Raw genomic sequence first — 19,916 nt, 5'->3', positions numbered from 1 at the left:
AATCAGAAAGAATCCATAGAATATTAGGGGGGATAGATCATGAAAACAAAAAAACATTCCGCAGGGTATTATATAGGATTTTTGATATTTATTATAGTTGCTTTGATCAATATTTATCCGATGGTATTTTCAATCTTCTGTTCTTTTAAAGGAAATTTGGAAATATTTTCATCATTTACTGCTTTACCTAAGAAATTACGGATAGAAAATTATTTAACTGCATGGAATGTGGGAAATATAGGAAGATATTTTTTGAATACAATTATTCTTGCAGTTGGAACTCTTGCGATATCATGTCTTTTTGGAGCAATGGCATCGTATGTTCTGGCAAAATTTAAGTTTCGCGGAAAATCAAAAATATATTTACTGTTTATTTCAGGAATGATGATTCCTATTCAGGCGGTATTAATTCCGTTGTCTTATATTTTTGGAAAACTTGGAATTATGAATAATTATCCGGTATTGATTTTGCTTTATGCGGCGTTTTGTTTTCCAATGACAATTTTGATTCTTACTGGATTTATGAATGGAATTCCGACAGAATTAGAAGAAGCGATGGTAATTGATGGAGCAAATATTTATCAAGTATTTTTTAAGATGATTTTGCCACTGTCAGTTCCGGGAATTGTAAGTGTTTCAATTTTTAATTTTATACAGGTATGGAATAACCTGTTGTTTCCTCTTATTTTTATTTCTGATAAAGATAAAGGTACTATTTCTATGGGACTTCTTGCATTTTTTGGAGAATACAGTACAGATTATAGTTCCAGCATGGCAGGAATTTGTCTTACAACCATTCCGGTAATTATTGCGTATATTTTCTTCCAGGAAAAAATAGAGAATGGTTTAATGAGCGGAGCTGTTAAAGGGTGATAAAAAAGTTGTTGTACTTTTCATTTCCAATATGAAAAGATACAACAACTTTTTTGTATTCCTTATGTATTAATCCTCAAGCTTAATTTTCTCTTTCAGAACTACACAGCCTGCCATATCGCCAATAACGTTAACGCAGGTAGCACCCATATCGCAGAGTGTATTGATACTGATATAAACACCCATAACACCTGCCGGCAGGCCTGCCATAGTTGCGAGGGCTGCGAAGGATGCGATGGCACCGCCCGGGATTCCCGGGGTTCCGACTGACAGGAGTACGTTTGCCAGAAGGATTATGATCATCATGGAAATGCTTACGTTAATTCCGCATGCATTGGCGAAGAACATGATCATGAATGACATCAGGATGGATACGGCATCCATGTTTACAGTAGCGCCAAGAGGAATGGCAATACTTGTGATCTTGTTGGATACGCCCATTTCGTCTTCCATACGCTGTTTACTGATCGGAATGGTCGCTGAACTGGAACAGGTTCCGAATGCGTTCAGAGCGGCAGGAAGCATTGCTTTGAAGAATTTCACAGGGCTTTCTTTGCCGATGAATTTCACGGAGCCGCCGTAAATGACCAGGGCAAATCCGAAGAATGCCACATACAGGATGATCAGCTGAGTTGCCAGTGAAATGATGGTTTCTGTACCGTTGGCTTCTACAACAGGAACGATAGTACAGAATACACCGATAGGTGTGAAGTACATAACTGTGCTGATGACTTTCAGACAGACTTCGTTACAGGAATCGATGACTTTCAGAAGTGCAGTACCCTTTTCGCCGATAGCGATAAGTGTGAAGCCTACGATGACTGCGAATACAAGTACCTGAAGCATATTTCCGTTTGTGAAAGCTGCAACCGGATTGGATGGGATCAAGTTTTTGATGGTGTCCAGAATGCTGGTCATCTCAGTTGCCTGGATGTCGGAAGTTGCCATCTCGAATTTAACACCCTCACCGAGATGGATCAGCCGCGGGATGATCAGTCCTGCCAGGCTGGCAAGTGCTGTGGTGCACAGGAAAAAGATCATGGCGCCGGCTGTGATCTTGCCGGTTGTGCGGGCATTACCGATGCTAGAGATACCCATGATAATGGAACAGAAGACCAGTGGAAAGATCATCATGTTCAGGGCATTCATGTAAATGCTTCCGATAAGGCTTGTGATGGCAAGTACCGGTTCGAAACGGTTTGCCAGAAACAGTCCGGTAATGATACCAAGGATCAGACCGGTAAAGATTGCTGCGGTAATATGTTTTTTATACCACGAATAGAATTTTTTCATTTGTTCCCTCCTCTTTATTTTTATTTCCTGATACCCGAAGGACTATATTGGCAGACGGATTGAGTGATGCGCAAATCTGGTAAAATTTCTGCGGCCTATAACTGTGATAAGATACCGGGTTCAGGAAAAATAGCACGACACTACTTTACCACAATAATGTGTGAATTACAATATTTCCCGCTGTTTTCTTATTTGAGTGGGAGTGCTTCCGAAGTGCTCAAGGAACATCCTGCGAAATAGTTTGTAATTGATAAAGCCATGCCGCTCCAAATTGTAACACAGAAAAACAGGCATCGATGATACAGATATCGAAGCCTGTTTTTCTGCGTTGCCGGAAATTATTTTGTAATATTCCTGTGACATAAAAAGTCCTATGCAGGCTATTATGATTGTCAGGTGCGGGTGAAGAGGGTATAATAGTTGTAATTATTTAACCAAATCAAGGAAGTCCCTGCTTCAATTGTAAAGAGCAATAAGTAGTGGGTGGGGATTTACTTGTATCAGAAGGAGTGTTTATATGAAACCAACTATTTTATTAATAAATTTTCAGGATCAGCAGAAGCTTCGCAAGTTAAAGATGGCATTACTGCCTTTTAAGATACGTTTAAAAACTGTAGAAACTCAGGACTATAGTCAGCCAATCGGATATCTGGCAGGAGTGAAAGAGGTTCCTCAGGTGCAGATTCCATCAGCGCTGATCCCTCAGGAGCAGATGGAGAAGGAAATGCTGATTCTTGCAGGAATCACTGGAAATCTGTTTGACCAGGTGCTTTACACTCTGCGGAAAGCAGGCACACCTGTGGATTACAAGGCGGTTCTGACGGAGCATAATCAGAACTGGAACTGTATGCAGCTTTATAAAGAACTGGAGAAAGAACATAATATGTATCATCCGTCTTAAATAACATGGATAGTTGGAGGCTTAAGTTATGAAGGTTGTAGTTGCAGTTGATTCATTTAAGGGAAGTATGACTTCCATGGAAGCAGGAATGGCTGTCAAAGAGGGTATTCTTGCAGCAAAGAAGGACGCAGAAGTGGTCGTAAAGCCGCTGGCTGACGGTGGAGAGGGAACTACGGATGCGCTGATTGAAGGCCTGAAGGGAGAGCGTGTGGATGTGACAGTTACAGGTCCTTATCATGAGCCGGTTCAGGCATATTATGGATATCTCAGGGAAAGTAATACCGCAGTCATGGAAATGGCAACAGCAGCAGGTATCACACTTTCAGATAAGAAGGAGCCTATGACCGCTACCACCTATGGAGTGGGAGAACTGATCCTTCATGCAATCGGCAGAGGTATCCGCGACTTCATTATCGGTATTGGCGGAAGCGCCACTAATGACGGTGGAGTGGGAATGCTGAGAGCCTTTGGATATAAATTTCTGGATGAAAAGGGAGAAGATGTAGGGGAAGGTGGACAGGCACTTGCAAGGATTGCATCTGTAGAAATTTCAGACAAGAAGGAACTTCTTTCCCAGTGTAATTTCAGGATTGCCTGTGATGTGACCAATCCTCTCTGCGGTTCTCAGGGAGCTACATATATTTATGGACCGCAGAAGGGAGTTACCCCCGATATCCTTCCGGTTCTGGATGCAGGCATGAAAAACTATGCAGAGGTTACTGCCAAAGTGATTGGTAAAGATAACCAGAATGCAGCAGGTGCAGGTGCGGCAGGCGGACTTGGATTTGCATTTCTGAATTATCTGGATGGAGAGCTGACACCGGGAATACAGCTTATTCTGGATGCTGTCCATATAGAGGATGAGATGAAGGATGCAGATGTGGTTGTGACAGGGGAAGGTCGTCTGGATCATCAGACTGCCATGGGAAAAGCCCCGGTGGGCGTTGCGAAGCTTGGCAGGAAATATGGCGCAAAAACCATTGCATTTGCAGGAAGTGTTACGAAGGAGGCAGTTGCCTGCAATGAAGCAGGAATAGATGCTTTCTTTCCAATTGTACGCGGAATTTCCACGCTGGAAGAAGCAATGGATCCGGACACTGCAAAAGCAAATATGGCTGCAGCTGCAGAGCAGGTATTCAGACTGTTGTAATTATTTTTCATAAAAAATCTTCTGAAGCAGATAGGAAATCGATTTGATATGTCTGCACAGGAGATTTTTTGTTTGCAGAAATTGCAATGTTGAGAAACTTCAGATGATATAGTAAAATTATTACAGCCAGAGAAAATACTTTGAAAAAAGTTGATTAAAAGATCTAAGGATATGTAAGGGAGAGACAACATGACACTAACACAGATGAATTATATCATCACAATTTCCGAAACTGGTTCATTAAATAAAGCTGCGGAGGCGTTGTATATTTCCCAGCCTTCTCTGACCAATGCAGTGAAGGAACTGGAGAAAGAGCTTGGAATCATTATATTCAACCGCAGCGGCCGTGGTGTGACACTGACCAATGACGGGACAGAATTTCTGATGTATGCCCGTCAGATATATGGACAGTATGAGAGTGTGGTTGAGAAATATAGTGAGGGTGGTTCCTATAAGAAGAAATTCGGCGTTTCCACCCAGCATTATTCTTTTGCAGTGAAAGCATTCGTGGATATGGTGCAGAAGTTTGATGTGTCGGAATATGAATTTGCCATCAGGGAGACAAAGACTGCAGATGTGATCAGTGACGTCAGCGCCATGAAAAGCGAGGTGGGAGTACTTTATCTCAGTGATTTCAACAGAAAGGCACTGCTAAAGCTTCTCCACTCTGCGAATCTGGAGTTTCATCATTTGATTGACTGTCAGGCATATGTATATTTGTGGAAAAATCATCCACTGGCAAATGAGAAATCTATCAGCTACAGCCAGCTGGCTAAATACCCCTGCTTGTCCTTCGAACAGGGAGATAAGAGCAGTTTTTATCTGTCAGAGGAGATTCTGTCTACCAATGAATATTCCAGAACAGTCAAGGCTTCGGACCGGGCGACTATGCTGAACCTGATGGTAGGACTCAATGGCTATACCCTGTGTTCCGGGATTATCTGTGAGGAGCTTAATGGCAGTGATTATCTGGCAATTCCCTTCGAAGGGGATGAGCAGAACCAGAACAGCGACATGGAGATTGGCTATATTACCAGAAAGAATTCAATCCTCAGCAAGGTGGGGAATCTGTATGTCTCGTCATTGAAGAAATACCTGGAGCAGAATACTGTTTCTGTGGAGTAATATAACCTGTATATAATCTCACATATCTTTCCGTATATTCTGCTTCCTGTATTTCTGCGGGCTGCAGCCCTTTACTCTGGAGAATACCTTGGCATAGTAGTTGGAGTCTGTGAAGCCGGATTTCTGGGCGACTTCCATGATGCTGTCATCGGAGCTGAGGAGAAATTCAAGGCTCCGTTCCACCCGGTATTCCTGCAGAAATGTAAACAGGGATACGTTCATGTATCTCTTGAATAACCGGCTGCATTCGCTCTCGCAGAGGTGGATTTCCTCTGCGATATCTTTCATCTGGATTTTGTTCATGTAATTGTGTTCCAGATAATCCATGATCTCACGCATACGGTTGCGTTCCAGTTTGCTGTGTTCCGTATAGGGGAGGTTCTCCGGAAGATTCTGTAGCATACAGCGCCACAGCTTCTGCAGCGTTCCGGTGATATCCAGTTCGTAAAATTCTCTTTTCTCTTCATACAGAGTTATGATTTCTCTTACATATTCGGAAAAAACTTCATGCCAGGGCTGCGAATAGTCAATGTAGACTGCAGGAAGGGAGAAATTGTGTAAAAATGGCTCCACATATTTCCTGCGCAGGATACTTCCGTAGGAACCATAGATAATCTTTGGCAGAAAAGTGATGGAAACATATTTGCCGTCTTTCATATCTTCCATGAAGCCTGCGTGGAGTACATTGGCATTTCCCAGAAGGATATCTCCTGCTTTCATGTGGTAAGTACACTGGTTTACTTTATAGAGAATCTGTCCATCCAGGACAAGGGTGATTTCTATCTCAGGATGCCAGTGCCAGAGAAAGGAGCCGGATTTGTAGCCGGAAAGTTTCTCGTAGCTTACCAGTAGCGGAAATTCATCACTGCCATGTTTCTTCAGTTCTTTCTGTGAGCCGTCGGTTATGATCTCTGCCATTATATATGCGTCCTCCATTGAGAATATATGATGATCTTTAATTATCCTATCTTATAGCAATTCCGGAAAATATTGCAGACAACCTGCTGCATCAGAGAAAGACCGTTATGCGAAATTGCTGTTGATGACTTATATAATATATTGTACACTTATATAGATATAAACGCAAGATTTTACTATTTTCCCCTGAGATTATTAAGGAATTTTATGACACAGCAGGGTATACTTTAATTCAAGAGTGTAGCTGATAAGGCTGCTCCCAAACTTTCATACACATATTCCCGTCTGCCGCTGGTTTTCACACCTGCACTGCCACTGTAAACCGTGAAAATTGTCAGTACATAGTACTCATAAAACTATGTATCAGCGGTCAGACCGGAAAAATGAACGGAGGATTTTTACAATGAATATTCCAAATAAAAATGAATTGACACGTATTTACGGCGAAGCAGAGAAATCAGCAGCACGTTTTCAGGCTGTAGCTGATCATTTCGCAGAAATTTACCATCATGATATAGCAGAATTTTTTACAGCACCGGGAAGAACAGAGATCATCGGAAACCATACAGATCATAATGGCGGCCGTGTGATTGCAGGCAGTATTGATATGGATACCATCGGTGCAGCTTACCCGAACAACAGCAGTGTTATCCGTATCACCAGTGAAGGATATGACAAGGAAGTTGTCGTAGACATCAATGATCTTGCCAGCGTACCGAAGGCTCAGGGAACCGTATCTCTGGTAGCAGGTATGGTGGAAGCTATTCAGAAATTCGGTTTTAAAGTAGCCGGTTTTGATGCTTATGTGACCACAAATGTAATCCGCGCAGCAGGTGTAAGCTCTTCTGCATCTTTTGAAATGCTGGTATGTTCCATCATTAATTATTTCTTTAATGATGGTGCAATGACATACATCAACTATGCAAAAGCAGGACAGTATGCTGAGAATGTTTACTGGCTGAAGGCTTCCGGATTAATGGATCAGCTTGCATGTGCAGTTGGCGGACCGATCCTTCTGGACTTCTCAGACAGAGAGAATCCAAAATATGAGAAAGTAAACTTCTCTTTCCATGATTATGATCATCATCTTGTAATCGTTAATACAGGAAAAGGTCATGCTGATTTAAGTGAAGAATACTCTGAGATCCCTATGGAAATGAAAGAAGCAGCCAAGGCAGCAGGAGCAGAGCTTCTCTGTGAGACAACTCTTGACAAAGTGCTTGCAAATATGGATAAGATCGATAATGACAGAGCAATCTTAAGAGCGATTCATTTCTTCAAAGAGAACGAACGTGTAGAGAGAGCTGCAAAAGCAGTTGAAGAGAAAGACGGTGAGACTGTACTGAAGCTACTCAGTGAATCCGGAAAATCTTCCTGGGAATTACTTCAGAACTGCTATCCGATCAAAGCATATACAGAGCAGAAGATTTCTGTTGCGCTTGCTCTTACAGATCTCTTCCTTGAGAAACTGGGCAAAGGTATCTGCCGTATCCATGGAGGCGGATTTGCCGGTGTTATCATGTGCGTAGTGCCGGAAGAAGAAACAGAGAACTATGTTTCCTATATTTCTGAATTTGCCGGAAAAGAGAACGTATATCCAATGAATATCCGCGCAGTAGGTGCAGTACATATTGAAAAGTAAATATGCCGCAAAGGGTGTTACTGAACATAAAATTATGAGCAGCCAGCGAAGCGGATTGTGAATATCTGTTTGACAAATATTGAGTTAGATGTTATCAGGAAAAACAGGCAGCAGTAAGGTGGATTGGATTGACATACACTTTACTGCTGTTTTTTTGTTAGGGCAAAGCCCTGTTTGCCATTGTGGAGTTTTTCGCTGATCCGAAAAATGGAGCTTTGGAAAACAAATAAACCACCTGCTATGCAGGTGAGTCAGCATTGCTTCAGCTTTCAGAAAAAAACCTCCGGTGGTATAATTAATCCTAGATTATTCACGACTGTGCCGTGAATAATCTAGGATAAATATGTGTAGGACTTGAGCGTAATCAAGCTAAAAAATTGATATTTGACAAATTGTAGGTTATAATGATAAAAACTGATTTTTGTTGAAAATAGTGAATATAAATATGCTTTTTGTTTATAGATGACATCGAAGCATTTTGCAGATCATTAAAGAAGAAACAGGAGACTTTACAGAATGAATTAATGGGGAGGGATTTATATATGTGAATGGGAATAGGGCAATGTTACCGGTGATATTTAGAAAATGAAGGGAAAGTAAAAAGTGGGAAACAGAAGGACTCTTTTGCTATAAGTCAGGCAGATATTCACAATCTCCGCAGGGGAGGAAAAGTCGCAGAAATCCAAGGAATGTGCATGATCTAACTTTACGGTAAAATGGTTTCATGTTATCATTATTTCATGGAATTGCTATAAGAAAAAACGCGCAGAAAGTTGTTGCCTGACTCAGAGAGCGGTATACGGAAGATACCCATTAACAGAGTAAATACAGGAAAAAGAACGGGAGAGGATTTCAAATGATAGATGTACACAAGATAAGTACAAACTGTACAAGAAATGAATTTGTAGGAACCGCAGTTCTGGATACGATCGGGCTTGTGATTTCAGGGATTGATGATACTTTGCTGGAGACTATGAACGTAGGAATGAAGTATCGCTGTCTGGGATTGTTCAGCTCCCGTACAGGTGCTGCAGGGCAGATCACTGCTATCGATGATGCGGTGAAAGCAACCAACACAGAGGTTCTTTCCATAGAATTGCCGAGGGATACCAAGGGATGGGGTGGTCATGGAAACTATATTGTTCTTGGGGGAACTGATGTCTCGGATGTTCGCCATGCCATATCTATGGCTTTGGAACTTACGAATAAATATGCAGGTGAACTCTATATCAGCGAGAGTGGACATCTGGAATTTGCCTATTCAGCCAGTGCAGGACAGGCTCTGAATAAAGCATTCGGAGTACCGGTTGGAGAAGCCTTTGGGTTTATGGCGGGTTCTCCGGCTGCAATAGGGCTTGTGATGGCAGATACCGCGATGAAATCAGCGCCTCTTTCCATTGCGAAATATATGACGCCGAATAAGGGAACCAGCCATTCCAATGAAGTGATCCTGGCAGTTTCCGGAGATGCCAGTGCTGCTAAGACAGCGGTATTAAATGCCAGACAGACAGGTCTGGAGCTTCTGATCGGAATGGGCAGTTATCCGGAGATACCGGGGATCCCGTATTTGTAGAGATAAACTTTGTTCGTTACTGTTCACTCCGTTCACAGTAACGTAGCCAAAATTCATTCCAGATTGCCTGCGGCAATGGAATTTTGGCTTGTATGTCTCGGGATTTTGGCATATTCATGCCAAAACACCTCGCGGGACAGTGGTGTGTGAACAGTAACCTTTGTTCCCTGATTCACACTGCAGGTACTGAAAAAATCCTTGACTTTTTTTAAAACAGTCCGTATAATAACCAACGGTAAATTTAAGAAACAGATATTTGGTATTATTGGAAACGGTACATCCTCCTGGATGGTTATGAACAACACAAATCTCTAATTGATGTTATTCATACTATCTAAGGAGGATTTTTATGCCTAAAAACAAGTTTCAGGAAGTTATTTTTACGATTATCATGGTGTTTGTAATGGTCTATGCCATGATCTGCTACAACATTGTACTGAATACAGGGACAATGACAAATGAGACATTTCTGTTAGCTTTTCATGAATTAACATTCATGGGACCGATTGCATTTATTCTTGATTTCTTTATCATCGGTGGTCTTGCAAAGAAGATTGCATTTGGTATTGTGGATATGAGAAGAGATAATCCGTTCCACCTTGTACTTGCAATCTCAGCAGTATCCGTTGCATTTATGTGTCCATGTATGAGCTTTGCGGCAACTGTGCTGATCAAACATGCACCGGCAAGTCAGATCATTCCCACATGGCTCCAGACAACAGCAATGAACTTTCCGATGGCATTCTTCTGGCAGATCTTTTATGCCGGACCATTCGTAAGATTTATTTTCGGAAAGCTTTTCCCGGAGAAAGAAAAGGCAGCAGCTTCTGCCGAATAAAAAATATGTAATTTTGACTGCAGCATTCTGTATTTCAGGATGCTGCTTTTTTTGTGTTCTTATCTACACAACATAAATTGTACTTATTTTAATACACTATTGACAAATTCTGTCATTTCTTGTAATATCATATAAAACATATCGAATAACTATGAAAAGTAGAGAATGCAAAAAACTACTGGTACCTTAAAGGAGATGAAACATGATCAGAAAATTATTTGCCTTTGGTCTTGCAGTTGTACTGGCACTGATGCCGGTACAGGCTTTTGGAAAAACGGTGTCTATCACTAATGTTTCCTATGATCCTACCAGAGAGATGTTTGAACAGTATAATAAAATATTTGAAGACCACTGGAAGGAGAAGACCGGGGATGATGTGGAAGTGATACAGTCCCATGGTGGTTCAGGGAAACAGGCACTTGAGGTAGCCAATGGTCTGGATGCAGATGTGGTAACCCTGGCACTGGAATATGATATTGAGTCTATTGAAAATGCAGGGCTGATCAAGGCAGGATGGAAAGATAAATTTGACAATGACAGTTCTCCTTATACATCCACTATCGTATTTCTGGTGAAGAAAGGAAATCCCAGGGATATCAAAGACTGGGACGATCTGACGAAAAAAGGAGTGGGAGTAGTAACACCAAATCCGAAAACCTCCGGCGGTGCCAGATGGAACTACATGGCAGCGTGGGCTTACGCAGATAAAAAGTATGGTGGCGATGAAGCGCAGATGAAGGAATTTATTAAGAAACTTTACCGGAATGTGGTGGTTCTTGACTCAGGCGCAAGAGGTGCAACGACCTCTTTCGTGGAGAACGGACAAGGAGATGTGCTGGTTGCGTGGGAAAATGAAGCTTATCTATCCATGCGGGATTATCCGGATGAGTATGAGATTGTTACTCCAAGCGTAAGTATTCTGGCACAGCCTTCTGTGGCGGTGGTAGATGAAGTGGTGGATTACAGAGATACAAGAGATGTGGCAACAGAGTATTTGAATTATCTGTATTCCGACGAAGCACAGGAGATCGCAGCAGAGAATTATTTCCGCCCCACCAATGAGAAAATCCTGAAGAAGCACAGTGATACGTTTGATCTGAATATAAATCTGGCAAATATCAGTGATTATGGCGGATGGGATAAAGTGCAGGAGAAACATTTCACAGATGGCGGAATTTTCGATCAGATTTATGAGAGATAAAGGAAGACAAGATGAAGCAAGAGCATAAGCACAGACAGAATATATGAGACAGGAGAGGTGGTAATTGATTATGAAAAAAAGAAATAAACCGGTGATTCCAGGGTTTGGGCTCTCCATGGGAATTACCATTTCCATATTGAGTCTGGTAGTTCTGATCCCCCTGGCAAGCCTGGTGGTCTACACAGCGAAGCTGAGTTTTAAAGATTTTATCGAAACCATCACAAGGGCCAGAGTGCTGGCATCCTTTTATACCAGTTTTGTATGTGCTTTTGCAGCAGCAGTAATAAATGGAATTATGGGAACTATTCTTGCGTGGGTGCTTGTGAAATATGATTTTCCGGGCAAGAGACTTATGGATGGGGTGATCGAACTTCCCTTTGCTCTTCCCACAGCGGTAGCAGGTATTGCACTGACATCCCTGACCTCAGATTCGGGAATTGTCGGCAGCTTTTTTGCAGGATTCGGTATCAAGATCGCATACACAAGAATAGGTATTACAGTGGCTATGATATTTGTAGGAATACCGTTCGTTGTGCGAAGTGTACAGCCGGTTCTGGAAAAGATGGATAATTCTTACAGCGAGGCAGCAGGAGTGCTGGGAGCAAAGAAAACAACTATCTTCTGGAAGGTCATTTTTCCGGAACTGAAGCCTGCGATCTTTGCAGGGACCGGACTTGCGTTCGGAAGATGTCTGGGTGAATATGGAAGTGTTGTATTTATCGCAGGAAATAAACCCTATTATACAGAAATCACACCGCTGGTTATTATGTCAAAGCTTCAGGAATTTGATTATTCAAGTGCAACGGCAATCGCACTTGTGATGTTGGCAGTTTCATTTTTTATTCTGTTCCTTAACAGTATGATACAGCAGAGAAATGCAAGAATTTTAAGAGGAGGAAATGCCTGATGGACAACAATGAAAAGACTTCGGAGAAAATTACAAAATGGCTGCTTGTCGTGATCAGTGTTCTGTTTCTGGCAGTCATGCTCCTTCTTCCTCTGATCACTGTGATCACAGAAGCATTGCGGAGCGGATGGAAGGTCTATGCAGCTGCAGTGACAGATGAGTACACCATCAAAGCACTTCTTCTTACAGTGAAGGCAACACTCTTTGCAGTTGTTTTTAACACTGTTTTTGGTGTTTTTGCAGCCTGGGCACTGACGAAGTTTCAGTTCAGGGGTAAAAAGCTTCTCACTACCCTGATCGATCTTCCGGTTACTATTTCCCCTGTTATTGCAGGTTTGATCTTTCTTCTGATTTTCGGACGACAGAGTCCTGTTTACTTTTTTCTCATGAAGTTAGGGATGAAAGTTGTATTCTCTGTACCGGGAATCATTATTGCAACTGTATTTGTAACCTTTCCTTTTATTTCCAGAGAACTGATTCCGGTTCTGGAAGCAGAAGGAAGCGATGAGGAGGAAGCGGCAGCCCTGATGGGAGCAGGTGGATGGAGCATTTTCTGGAAGATCACATTCCCTCATATCAAATGGGCATTACTGTATGGAGTTGTGCTCTGTACGGCAAGAGCAATGGGAGAGTTTGGAGCGGTATCTGTACTTTCCGGACATTTAAGAGGAAAGACCAATACACTTCCTCTTCATGTAGAGATTTTGTTTAATGAGTTTCAGTATGTTCCGGCGTTTGCCGTATCTTCGCTGCTTGTGATCATGGCAGTTATCATTCTGGTAGTCAGAAGCCTGATTGAATATAAAGGAAAGAAGGAAGCCTGATATGTATGTAGAGTTAAAAAATATCAATAAGACATATGGTTCTTACCAGGCATCAAGGAATGTGAATTTCGGAATTGAGAAAGGTAAACTGATTGGTCTGCTGGGACCAAGCGGAAGCGGAAAAACAACTATTCTTCGAATGATCGCAGGTCTGGAAACCCCGGACAGCGGAGAGGTCATTATTGATGGAAAAGTGGTAAATGATGTTCCGGCCAGTCAGCGTGGGATTGGATTTGTATTTCAGAATTATGCGTTGTTTCGCTATATGACAGTTTATGACAACGTTGCATTTGGTTTGAAGGTTCAGAAGGCTGATAAGAAGAAAATTGATGCCAGAGTCAGAGAGCTGATCAAACTGGTAGGGCTGGAAGGACTGGAAAAAAGATATCCAAGCCAGTTATCCGGCGGTCAGAGGCAAAGGGTGGCATTTGCCAGAGCCCTTGCTCCAAATCCCCAGGTGCTGCTTCTGGATGAGCCCTTTGCAGCCATTGATGCAAAAATCCGTCAGGAACTGCGAAGCTGGTTAAAAGAGATGATCGGGAAGCTGGGAATTACCAGTATTTTCGTTACTCATGATCAGGATGAGGCCATTGAAGTGGCAGATGAGATTATTATCACTAATGCAGGACGGATCGAACAGAAAGGAACTCCCATAGGGGTTTACAGAAATCCTGAGACAGCTTTTACAGCGTCCTTCTTCGGACAGCCATCTGTGTTGAAAAATGCGGATGATTTCCATACCTTTGCTCAGGCAAAAGGAGCAGACAAGATCATTGTCCGCCCGGAATTTGTAAAAATCTCCAAACTGGATGAAGTGGAGAAGTTCAAAACTTCCGTATCCCGGGGAGTGGTTGAACAGGTTTCTTTCAGGGGAGATAATCTGGAACTTCAGGTGAGAGTCAACAATTCCGTAGTAACTGCCAGAAGAAGTCTGGAGAAAGCAGATATCCGGGAAGGTGAGACTGTGAATGTATTCCTTTACAGGATTTTTGCACTGAGAGATGACAGTGTACAGCTGATCGAAAATGAGGCTGTAAGGGATGACTTTGTAATTATCTGACAACGGTGGCTGCGGCGACTGACACAATGAAAAAATAAGAAATTCAGAGGCAAGACTGATCGGAAAATCAACTTGTTGGCACATTGGTATGGAGGAAAGGGTAAGAGAGAATGAGAACAGAGAGAATCAGGACAGATGTGCTGATCATCGGCGGCGGTACGGCAGGATGCTTTGCAGCCTATGTGATCGGCAAAAAAAGCGGCAGAAAAGTTCTGATCGCAGAGAAAGCGAATATTAAGCGAAGCGGATGTCTGGCGGCGGGCGTGAATGCATTGAACGCATATATTACAGAAGGCAGAGTGCCGCAGGATTATGTGGATTATGCCAAAAAGGATGCCCATGGAATCGTAAGAGAAGACCTTCTTCTTACCATGTCAGAGAGACTGAATCATGTGACAAAGGTGATGGAAGATCTGGGGCTGGTCATCCTGAAGGACGAAAACGGAAAATATGTTGCCAGAGGAAACCGAAACATCAAGATCAATGGCGAAAATATGAAGCCAATCCTTGCAAAGGCGGCAGCTGAACAGGAGAATGTTACGGTTCTCAATCATGTAAATATTACAGATTATAAAACAGAAAACAAAAAAGTCACAGGCGCAGTTGGATTTAGCGTTAATGAGGATATTTTCTATGACATTGATGCGAAAGCAGTTCTTTGTGCCACAGGTGGTGCAGCGGGACTTTACAGACCGAATAATCCGGGATTTTCCAGACATAAGATGTGGTATCCTCCGTTTAACACAGGTGCAGGATATGCAATGGGACTTCTTTCCGGTGCAGAGATGACAACCTTTGAGATGCGTTTTATTGCATTGAGATGTAAGGACACGATTGCTCCTACAGGAACTATTGCTCAGGGTGTTGGGGCCAGACAGGTCAATGCACATGGTGATATTTATGAAACAAAATATGGTCTGACAACTTCCCAGCGAGTTTACGGTACAGTCATGGAGAACAGAGAAGGAAACGGTCCATGTTATCTCAGAACGGAAGGTATTTCCAAAGAACAGGAGCAGGACCTTTACAAAGCTTACCTGAATATGGCACCGTCCCAGACTCTGAAATGGATGGAAGCCGGAAAAGGACCATCCGAAGAGAATGTAGAGATTGAGGGCACAGAGCCATATATTGTAGGCGGACATACAGCCAGCGGTTACTGGGTAGATAATAACAGAGCTACAACTATTGAAGGTTTATATGCAGCCGGAGACGTAGCAGGAGGATGTCCGCAGAAATATGTAACCGGCGCACTGGCAGAAGGTGAGATCGCAGCAGAGGCGATTTTGGAATATCTGAATGGCAAAGATGATAACCGGATCGCAGCGGAAAATAAGGAAGGGGCTTTAGAGAGTGGCGGAGAACAGGAGCTGTCTCAAACTACAATAGCTAAGAAGGCAGAATACGAATCACATTTGAATGCTTCCCGTTCTTTGATGAATGCAGAGCAGCTTGAGGAAGCCATGCAGAAGATCATGGATCAGTATGCAGGAGGAATCGGTACAGACTACAGATACAGCGGGATGAGTCTTGCAAAGGCAGATGAAAAGATTGCAGCATTGTTGCCAGTAGTTGACACTCTGGCAGCAACAGATACTTATGAACTGATGCAGATTTATGAACTTCGCGAACGACTGATCGTGTGTCAGGCAGTGATCGCACATCTGGCAGCCAGAAAGGAAACCAGATGGCATAGTTTCGGAGAGAATACAGACTACCCGCAGCAGAGCGAAGAGTGGATGAAATATGTAAACTCCCGTATGGAAAACGGCGAGATTAAGATCTTATATCGTGACCTGATCACAAAGGAAAATACAGGTTTGAATACAGCAGAGAAAGGAGCAGGTGAGAGATGAGCATTCGGATTCAAAAAAGTAAATGTGCAGGATGTGGCAGATGTATTGAAGCCTGTCCCGGAAATCTGATCAAAAAGGATAAAGAGAACAAAGCCTTTATCCGTCAGGTAAGAGACTGCTGGGGATGTACTTCCTGTATTAAGGAATGCAGGCATGATGCCATCCGCTTTTTCCTTGGAGCTGATGTGGGAGGCAGAGGTGCAAGTATGGTTGTATCAGAGAAACCGGATATTTCCACATGGACAGTGGAGAAGCCGGATGGCACTAAGATCACTATTCAGGTTAATAAGAAAGACGCTAATAAATATTAAACACAAGTATGTACTCTCAGAATCTTTAGAGTGTGTTTGAAAAATGCTTTACGCAAGATGTGCGTCACAATTTGTGGGAGATTTTGTTCGGATGAGGGCGTCGTAGCGGGCTACGACAACCGAATTCGGACAAAATATACCGCAAAGTGGGGCGTGCAGATTGCGGGAATGATTTTTCAGACACGCTCTAGTGTATTTGCTCAAGTACGAAAAGATTCCGAGTATAAACAAACAGAGGAGGATAATGCAATGAGTAACTTATCTCATCTTGATGCGCTTGAGGCAGAGGCGATTTATATTATGCGAGAAGTAGCAGCCGAGTGTGAAAAGCCGGTTATGCTCTATTCTATAGGAAAGGACAGCTCCGTTATGCTCCATCTGGCGATGAAGGCATTTTACCCGGAGAAACCTCCATTCCCGTTCCTTCACATTGATACTACATGGAAATTCCATGAGATGATCGAATTCCGCGACAGAATCGCAAAGGAAAACGGAATTGATATGCTGGTTTACACCAATGAAGAGGGTGTAAAGGCAGGAATCAATCCATTTGACAATGGTTCTGCATATACAGATATCATGAAAACACAGGCGTTAAAACAGGCTCTGACCAAATATGGATTTACAGCGGCATTTGGAGGCGGCCGTCGTGATGAGGAGAAATCCAGAGCAAAAGAAAGAATCTTCTCTTTCCGTAATTCAGCTCAGGCATGGGATCCGAAAAACCAGAGACCGGAGATGTGGAAGCTTTATAACACTAAGATCCAGAAGGGCGAGAGTATGCGAGTATTTCCAATTTCCAACTGGACAGAAAAGGATATCTGGCAGTACATTCAGCGTGAAAATATCGAAATTGTACCGTTATATTTTGCGAAAGAAAGACCGGTCATCTACAGAGACGGAAATATCATTATGGTGGATGATGACAGATTAAAACTCCGTCCGGGTGAAAAGATTGAAAACAAAAAAGTCAGATTCCGTACTCTTGGGTGCTATCCGCTTACTGGAGGTATTGAATCTGAAGCAGATACTCTGGATGAGATTATTGATGAGACGTTAAGTGCTGTTTCTTCTGAACGTACCAGCAGGGTGATCGACCACGAGGCAGCAGGCAGCATGGAGAGAAGAAAGAGAGAGGGGTATTTCTAGAATGAAAGGATTATTGAAATTTATTACATGCGGAAGTGTGGATGATGGAAAATCCACTCTGATCGGACATATTCTTTATGATGCAAAGCTTCTCTATGCAGATCAGGAGAAAGCCCTGGAGCTGGATTCCAAAGTAGGAAGCAGAGGCGGTGCCATTGATTATTCGCTTCTTCTGGACGGTCTTATGGCAGAGCGTGAGCAGGGAATCACCATTGATGTTGCATACCGTTATTTTACAACAGATAACAGAAGCTTCATTGTTGCAGATACACCCGGACATGAAGAATATACAAGAAACATGGCAGTGGGTGCGTCCTTTGCAGATCTGGCAGTTATCCTGGTGGATGCTTCACAGGGAGTACTGGTACAGACAAGACGTCATGCAAGAATCTGCGCATTGATGGGAATCCGTTACTTTGTATTTGCAGTAAACAAAATGGATCTTATTGAATATGATGAAAAGCGTTTCCGCGACATTGAGAATCAGATCGCAGCACTGATAGAAGAACTGAAACTTGCCAATGTAACTATTATTCCGGTATCTGCCACAGAAGGTGACAACGTTACAACCAAATCTGACAACATGCCATGGTATAAAGGTGAGGCGCTTCTTTCCCATCTGGAAACCGTAGACATTAAGGAAGATACAGAGAAGGGCTTCTATATGCCTGTACAGAGAGTCTGCAGACCAAACCATGAGTTTCGCGGATTCCAGGGACAGATTGAGAATGGTGCCATCAGGGCAGGCGACCTTGTGACTACTCTTCCCAGTAAAGAAGAAGCTCATGTAAAGAGTATTCTTGTTGGCAATAAAGAAGTTCAGGAAGCTGTACAGGGACAGCCTGTTACCATCCAGCTTGACAGAGAAGTAGATGTTTCCCGCGGATGTGTACTTGCCATTGATTCCGGCGCAGTTCTTACAGACTCTGTGGAAGCAGATATCCTCTGGATGGATGACAATGCTCTTACGGATGGCAAGAACTTCTTTGTAAAAATCGGTACAAAGATGATCCCCGGCCTGGTTACAAAGATCAATTATTCTGTGGATGTTAATACAGGTGAAAAGAAAAGCGCATATACCTTAAAGAAAAATGAGATTGCTTCCTGTACTCTGGAATTCTCAGAGAAGATCGTTGTAGACGAATTTGACAGGCACAGAACACTGGGTGAGCTGATTCTGATAGATCGTGTCACAAATATGACTTCTGCCTGCGGTGTTGTGAGAAAAACCTTTGTTTCTCAGGATAGATCCCAGATCGGAAAAGTGGACGAGCAGGTTCGTGCAGGACTGAAAGGTCAGACACCGGTAGTAGTGGAATTCCCGATCGGTAAAGAAGGAATCACTCTTGATTTTGCAGAGCAGGTAGAAAAGGGACTGACTGTACTTGGAAAACATACCTATCTGTATCATCCGGCAGCGAGTGAAAACTATGCAGAAACTGTCCGCCATCTTAAGGCAGCAGGTCTGATCGTACTTCTTGTTCTTGATGAAAATACAGCAAAAGACGAGACATTAAAGACTCTGGATGGTTTCTATGCGAACTGGCAGATTGACGGAATTACTGTGAAAGATGCGATTGATTTCGTGAAAAAGAAATCTGCATTTACAGTGCAGAGTGTGCAAGATGGAAATTATATCTGATTATAACAGGGCTATAAATCGCCGCAGAGACAAAGAAAGTCTCTGCGGTATTTTGTTTTCTTGACAAGTGTCGTTACAGCGGATTATACTTATTCTCAAATATTCAGAATCCATAATAATACAGACAGGAAAGATAACAGAAATATGCAAACGAACAATGAAAGTAAACAAAACCAAAAAAAGAGATGATGCTTGGAACTTTGTTTGTAATTGCTACGATCATCATCCTGGCGATACCAACGAAGAAAAGACAGAAATAAAGATGAGTGAATATCGATCAGAATGTAGAATGGGCAATTGGTTACTGTTCACACACCATTATCCCGCGAGGTGTTTTGGCATGAATATGCAAAAATCCCGAGACATACAAGCCAAAATTCTATTGCCACAGGCAATCTGGAATGAATTTTGGCTAAGTTACTGTAAACGGAGTGAACAGTAACGGCAATTGTGAAGTGGCATTCAGATTACATATTATGCAGCAGAGTATGATATAATTCATTTTGTATAATGGCGTCAGGATTAAGAGCATATGTAGAGCTGTGTAGTGAAGCGGATTGCGAATATCTGTTTGACTTTTGATGGGTGTACACGAGAACATTTTTTTACAGTGAAAGTTATCTGTATTATATTACAGAGGGTACTGTACAGAT

The 19,916-nt window shown here is 42.5% G+C and carries 17 protein-coding genes and 2 pseudogenes; 16 read left to right on the top strand and 3 right to left on the bottom strand.

Annotated elements, in window-relative coordinates; all coding sequences use genetic code 11:
• The first annotated feature begins 39 nt into the window (after positions 1–39).
• On the top strand, positions 40–873 hold the full coding sequence (locus tag AC075L_RS13400; RefSeq protein WP_173705488.1) for a carbohydrate ABC transporter permease: 834 nt from the start codon (positions 40–42) through the stop codon (positions 871–873).
• Positions 874–942: 69 nt separating this feature from the next.
• On the opposite strand, the gene AC075L_RS13395 is transcribed toward AC075L_RS13400, so the two are convergent.
• Entirely contained in the window at positions 943–2,166 is a 1,224-nt protein-coding gene (locus AC075L_RS13395) for a dicarboxylate/amino acid:cation symporter (RefSeq protein WP_120062233.1), read from the bottom strand.
• A 517-nt stretch (positions 2,167–2,683) separates the two neighbouring features.
• On the opposite strand from AC075L_RS13395, the gene AC075L_RS13390 reads away from it, so the two are divergent.
• From AC075L_RS13390 to AC075L_RS13380, 3 genes are all read left to right on the top strand, one after another.
• Positions 2,684–3,067 carry a DUF3783 domain-containing protein gene (locus AC075L_RS13390; RefSeq protein ID WP_370865647.1) on the top strand — a complete coding sequence of 128 codons (384 nt, stop codon included), beginning with the start codon at positions 2,684–2,686 and terminating at the stop codon, positions 3,065–3,067.
• A gap of 28 nt (positions 3,068–3,095) precedes the next feature.
• Positions 3,096–4,217 (top strand): glycerate kinase family protein, encoded by a 1,122-nt coding sequence (locus AC075L_RS13385; RefSeq protein WP_370865646.1) that lies wholly within the window; start codon positions 3,096–3,098, stop codon positions 4,215–4,217.
• 189 nt (positions 4,218–4,406) lie between these two features.
• Positions 4,407–5,342: a LysR family transcriptional regulator gene (locus AC075L_RS13380; RefSeq protein WP_055058637.1), complete on the top strand. Its 936-nt coding sequence runs from the start codon at positions 4,407–4,409 to the stop codon at positions 5,340–5,342.
• An 18-nt stretch (positions 5,343–5,360) separates the two neighbouring features.
• Here the strand turns inward: AC075L_RS13380 and AC075L_RS13375 are convergent, their stop codons facing one another.
• Positions 5,361–6,260, bottom strand: a complete 900-nt coding sequence (locus AC075L_RS13375; protein WP_373218518.1) for an AraC family transcriptional regulator — start codon at positions 6,258–6,260, stop codon at positions 5,361–5,363.
• A 403-nt stretch (positions 6,261–6,663) separates the two neighbouring features.
• Here AC075L_RS13375 and AC075L_RS13370 point away from each other — a divergent pair, with 403 nt between their 5' ends.
• The 10 genes and pseudogenes from AC075L_RS13370 to AC075L_RS13325 all read left to right on the top strand — a co-directional run.
• Positions 6,664–7,902 (top strand): galactokinase, encoded by a 1,239-nt coding sequence (locus AC075L_RS13370; RefSeq protein WP_025581048.1) that lies wholly within the window; start codon positions 6,664–6,666, stop codon positions 7,900–7,902.
• Between the two features lie 856 nt (positions 7,903–8,758).
• Entirely contained in the window at positions 8,759–9,475 is a 717-nt protein-coding gene (gene pduB, locus AC075L_RS13365; RefSeq protein WP_008705201.1) for a microcompartment protein PduB, read from the top strand.
• Between the two features lie 349 nt (positions 9,476–9,824).
• Positions 9,825–10,313 carry a DUF2798 domain-containing protein gene (locus AC075L_RS13360; RefSeq protein WP_008705200.1) on the top strand — a complete coding sequence of 163 codons (489 nt, stop codon included), beginning with the start codon at positions 9,825–9,827 and terminating at the stop codon, positions 10,311–10,313.
• A gap of 202 nt (positions 10,314–10,515) precedes the next feature.
• Positions 10,516–11,514, top strand: a complete 999-nt coding sequence (locus tag AC075L_RS13355; protein ID WP_055053931.1) for a sulfate ABC transporter substrate-binding protein — start codon at positions 10,516–10,518, stop codon at positions 11,512–11,514.
• 70 nt (positions 11,515–11,584) lie between these two features.
• Positions 11,585–12,421 (top strand): sulfate ABC transporter permease subunit CysT, encoded by an 837-nt coding sequence (cysT, locus tag AC075L_RS13350; protein ID WP_055053941.1) that lies wholly within the window; start codon positions 11,585–11,587, stop codon positions 12,419–12,421.
• Positions 12,421–13,245: a sulfate ABC transporter permease subunit CysW gene (cysW, locus tag AC075L_RS13345; protein ID WP_476387797.1), complete on the top strand. Its 825-nt coding sequence runs from the start codon at positions 12,421–12,423 to the stop codon at positions 13,243–13,245. The genes cysT and cysW overlap by 1 nt, the downstream gene beginning before the upstream one ends.
• A 1-nt stretch (position 13,246) precedes the next feature.
• Entirely contained in the window at positions 13,247–14,305 is a 1,059-nt protein-coding gene (locus tag AC075L_RS13340) for a sulfate/molybdate ABC transporter ATP-binding protein (protein WP_412187226.1), read from the top strand.
• A 110-nt stretch (positions 14,306–14,415) separates the two neighbouring features.
• Positions 14,416–16,161 carry an adenylyl-sulfate reductase subunit alpha gene (locus AC075L_RS13335; RefSeq protein WP_476387796.1) on the top strand — a complete coding sequence of 582 codons (1,746 nt, stop codon included), beginning with the start codon at positions 14,416–14,418 and terminating at the stop codon, positions 16,159–16,161.
• The gene (locus AC075L_RS13330) at positions 16,158–16,472 is read left to right on the top strand and encodes a 4Fe-4S dicluster domain-containing protein (RefSeq protein ID WP_008705189.1); all 315 of its coding nucleotides are present in this window, start codon (positions 16,158–16,160) and stop codon (positions 16,470–16,472) included. Before AC075L_RS13335 ends, AC075L_RS13330 begins: the two co-directional genes overlap by 4 nt.
• Positions 16,473–16,529: 57 nt before the next feature.
• Positions 16,530–16,616: pseudogene (locus AC075L_RS13325) on the top strand (DUF6783 domain-containing protein); the annotation flags it as partial.
• Here the strand turns inward: AC075L_RS13325 and AC075L_RS13320 are convergent.
• A pseudogene (locus tag AC075L_RS13320) lies at positions 16,584–16,676 on the bottom strand (DUF6783 domain-containing protein); the annotation flags it as partial. The pseudogenes AC075L_RS13325 and AC075L_RS13320 sit on opposite strands and share 33 nt — an antisense overlap.
• 45 nt (positions 16,677–16,721) lie before the next feature.
• Between AC075L_RS13320 and cysD the strand changes: the two are divergent.
• Positions 16,722–17,621, top strand: coding sequence for a sulfate adenylyltransferase subunit CysD (gene cysD / locus AC075L_RS13315; RefSeq protein ID WP_026649863.1), 900 nt, complete (start codon positions 16,722–16,724; stop codon positions 17,619–17,621).
• Between the two features lies 1 nt (position 17,622).
• Positions 17,623–19,263 carry a sulfate adenylyltransferase subunit 1 gene (locus tag AC075L_RS13310; RefSeq protein ID WP_118408603.1) on the top strand — a complete coding sequence of 547 codons (1,641 nt, stop codon included), beginning with the start codon at positions 17,623–17,625 and terminating at the stop codon, positions 19,261–19,263.
• Positions 19,264–19,916 lie beyond the last annotated feature (653 nt).

This window comes from Blautia sp. ZXY-1-B12, from assembly GCF_056339915.1.
This window is presented reverse-complemented; position numbering and strand designations above follow the sequence as displayed.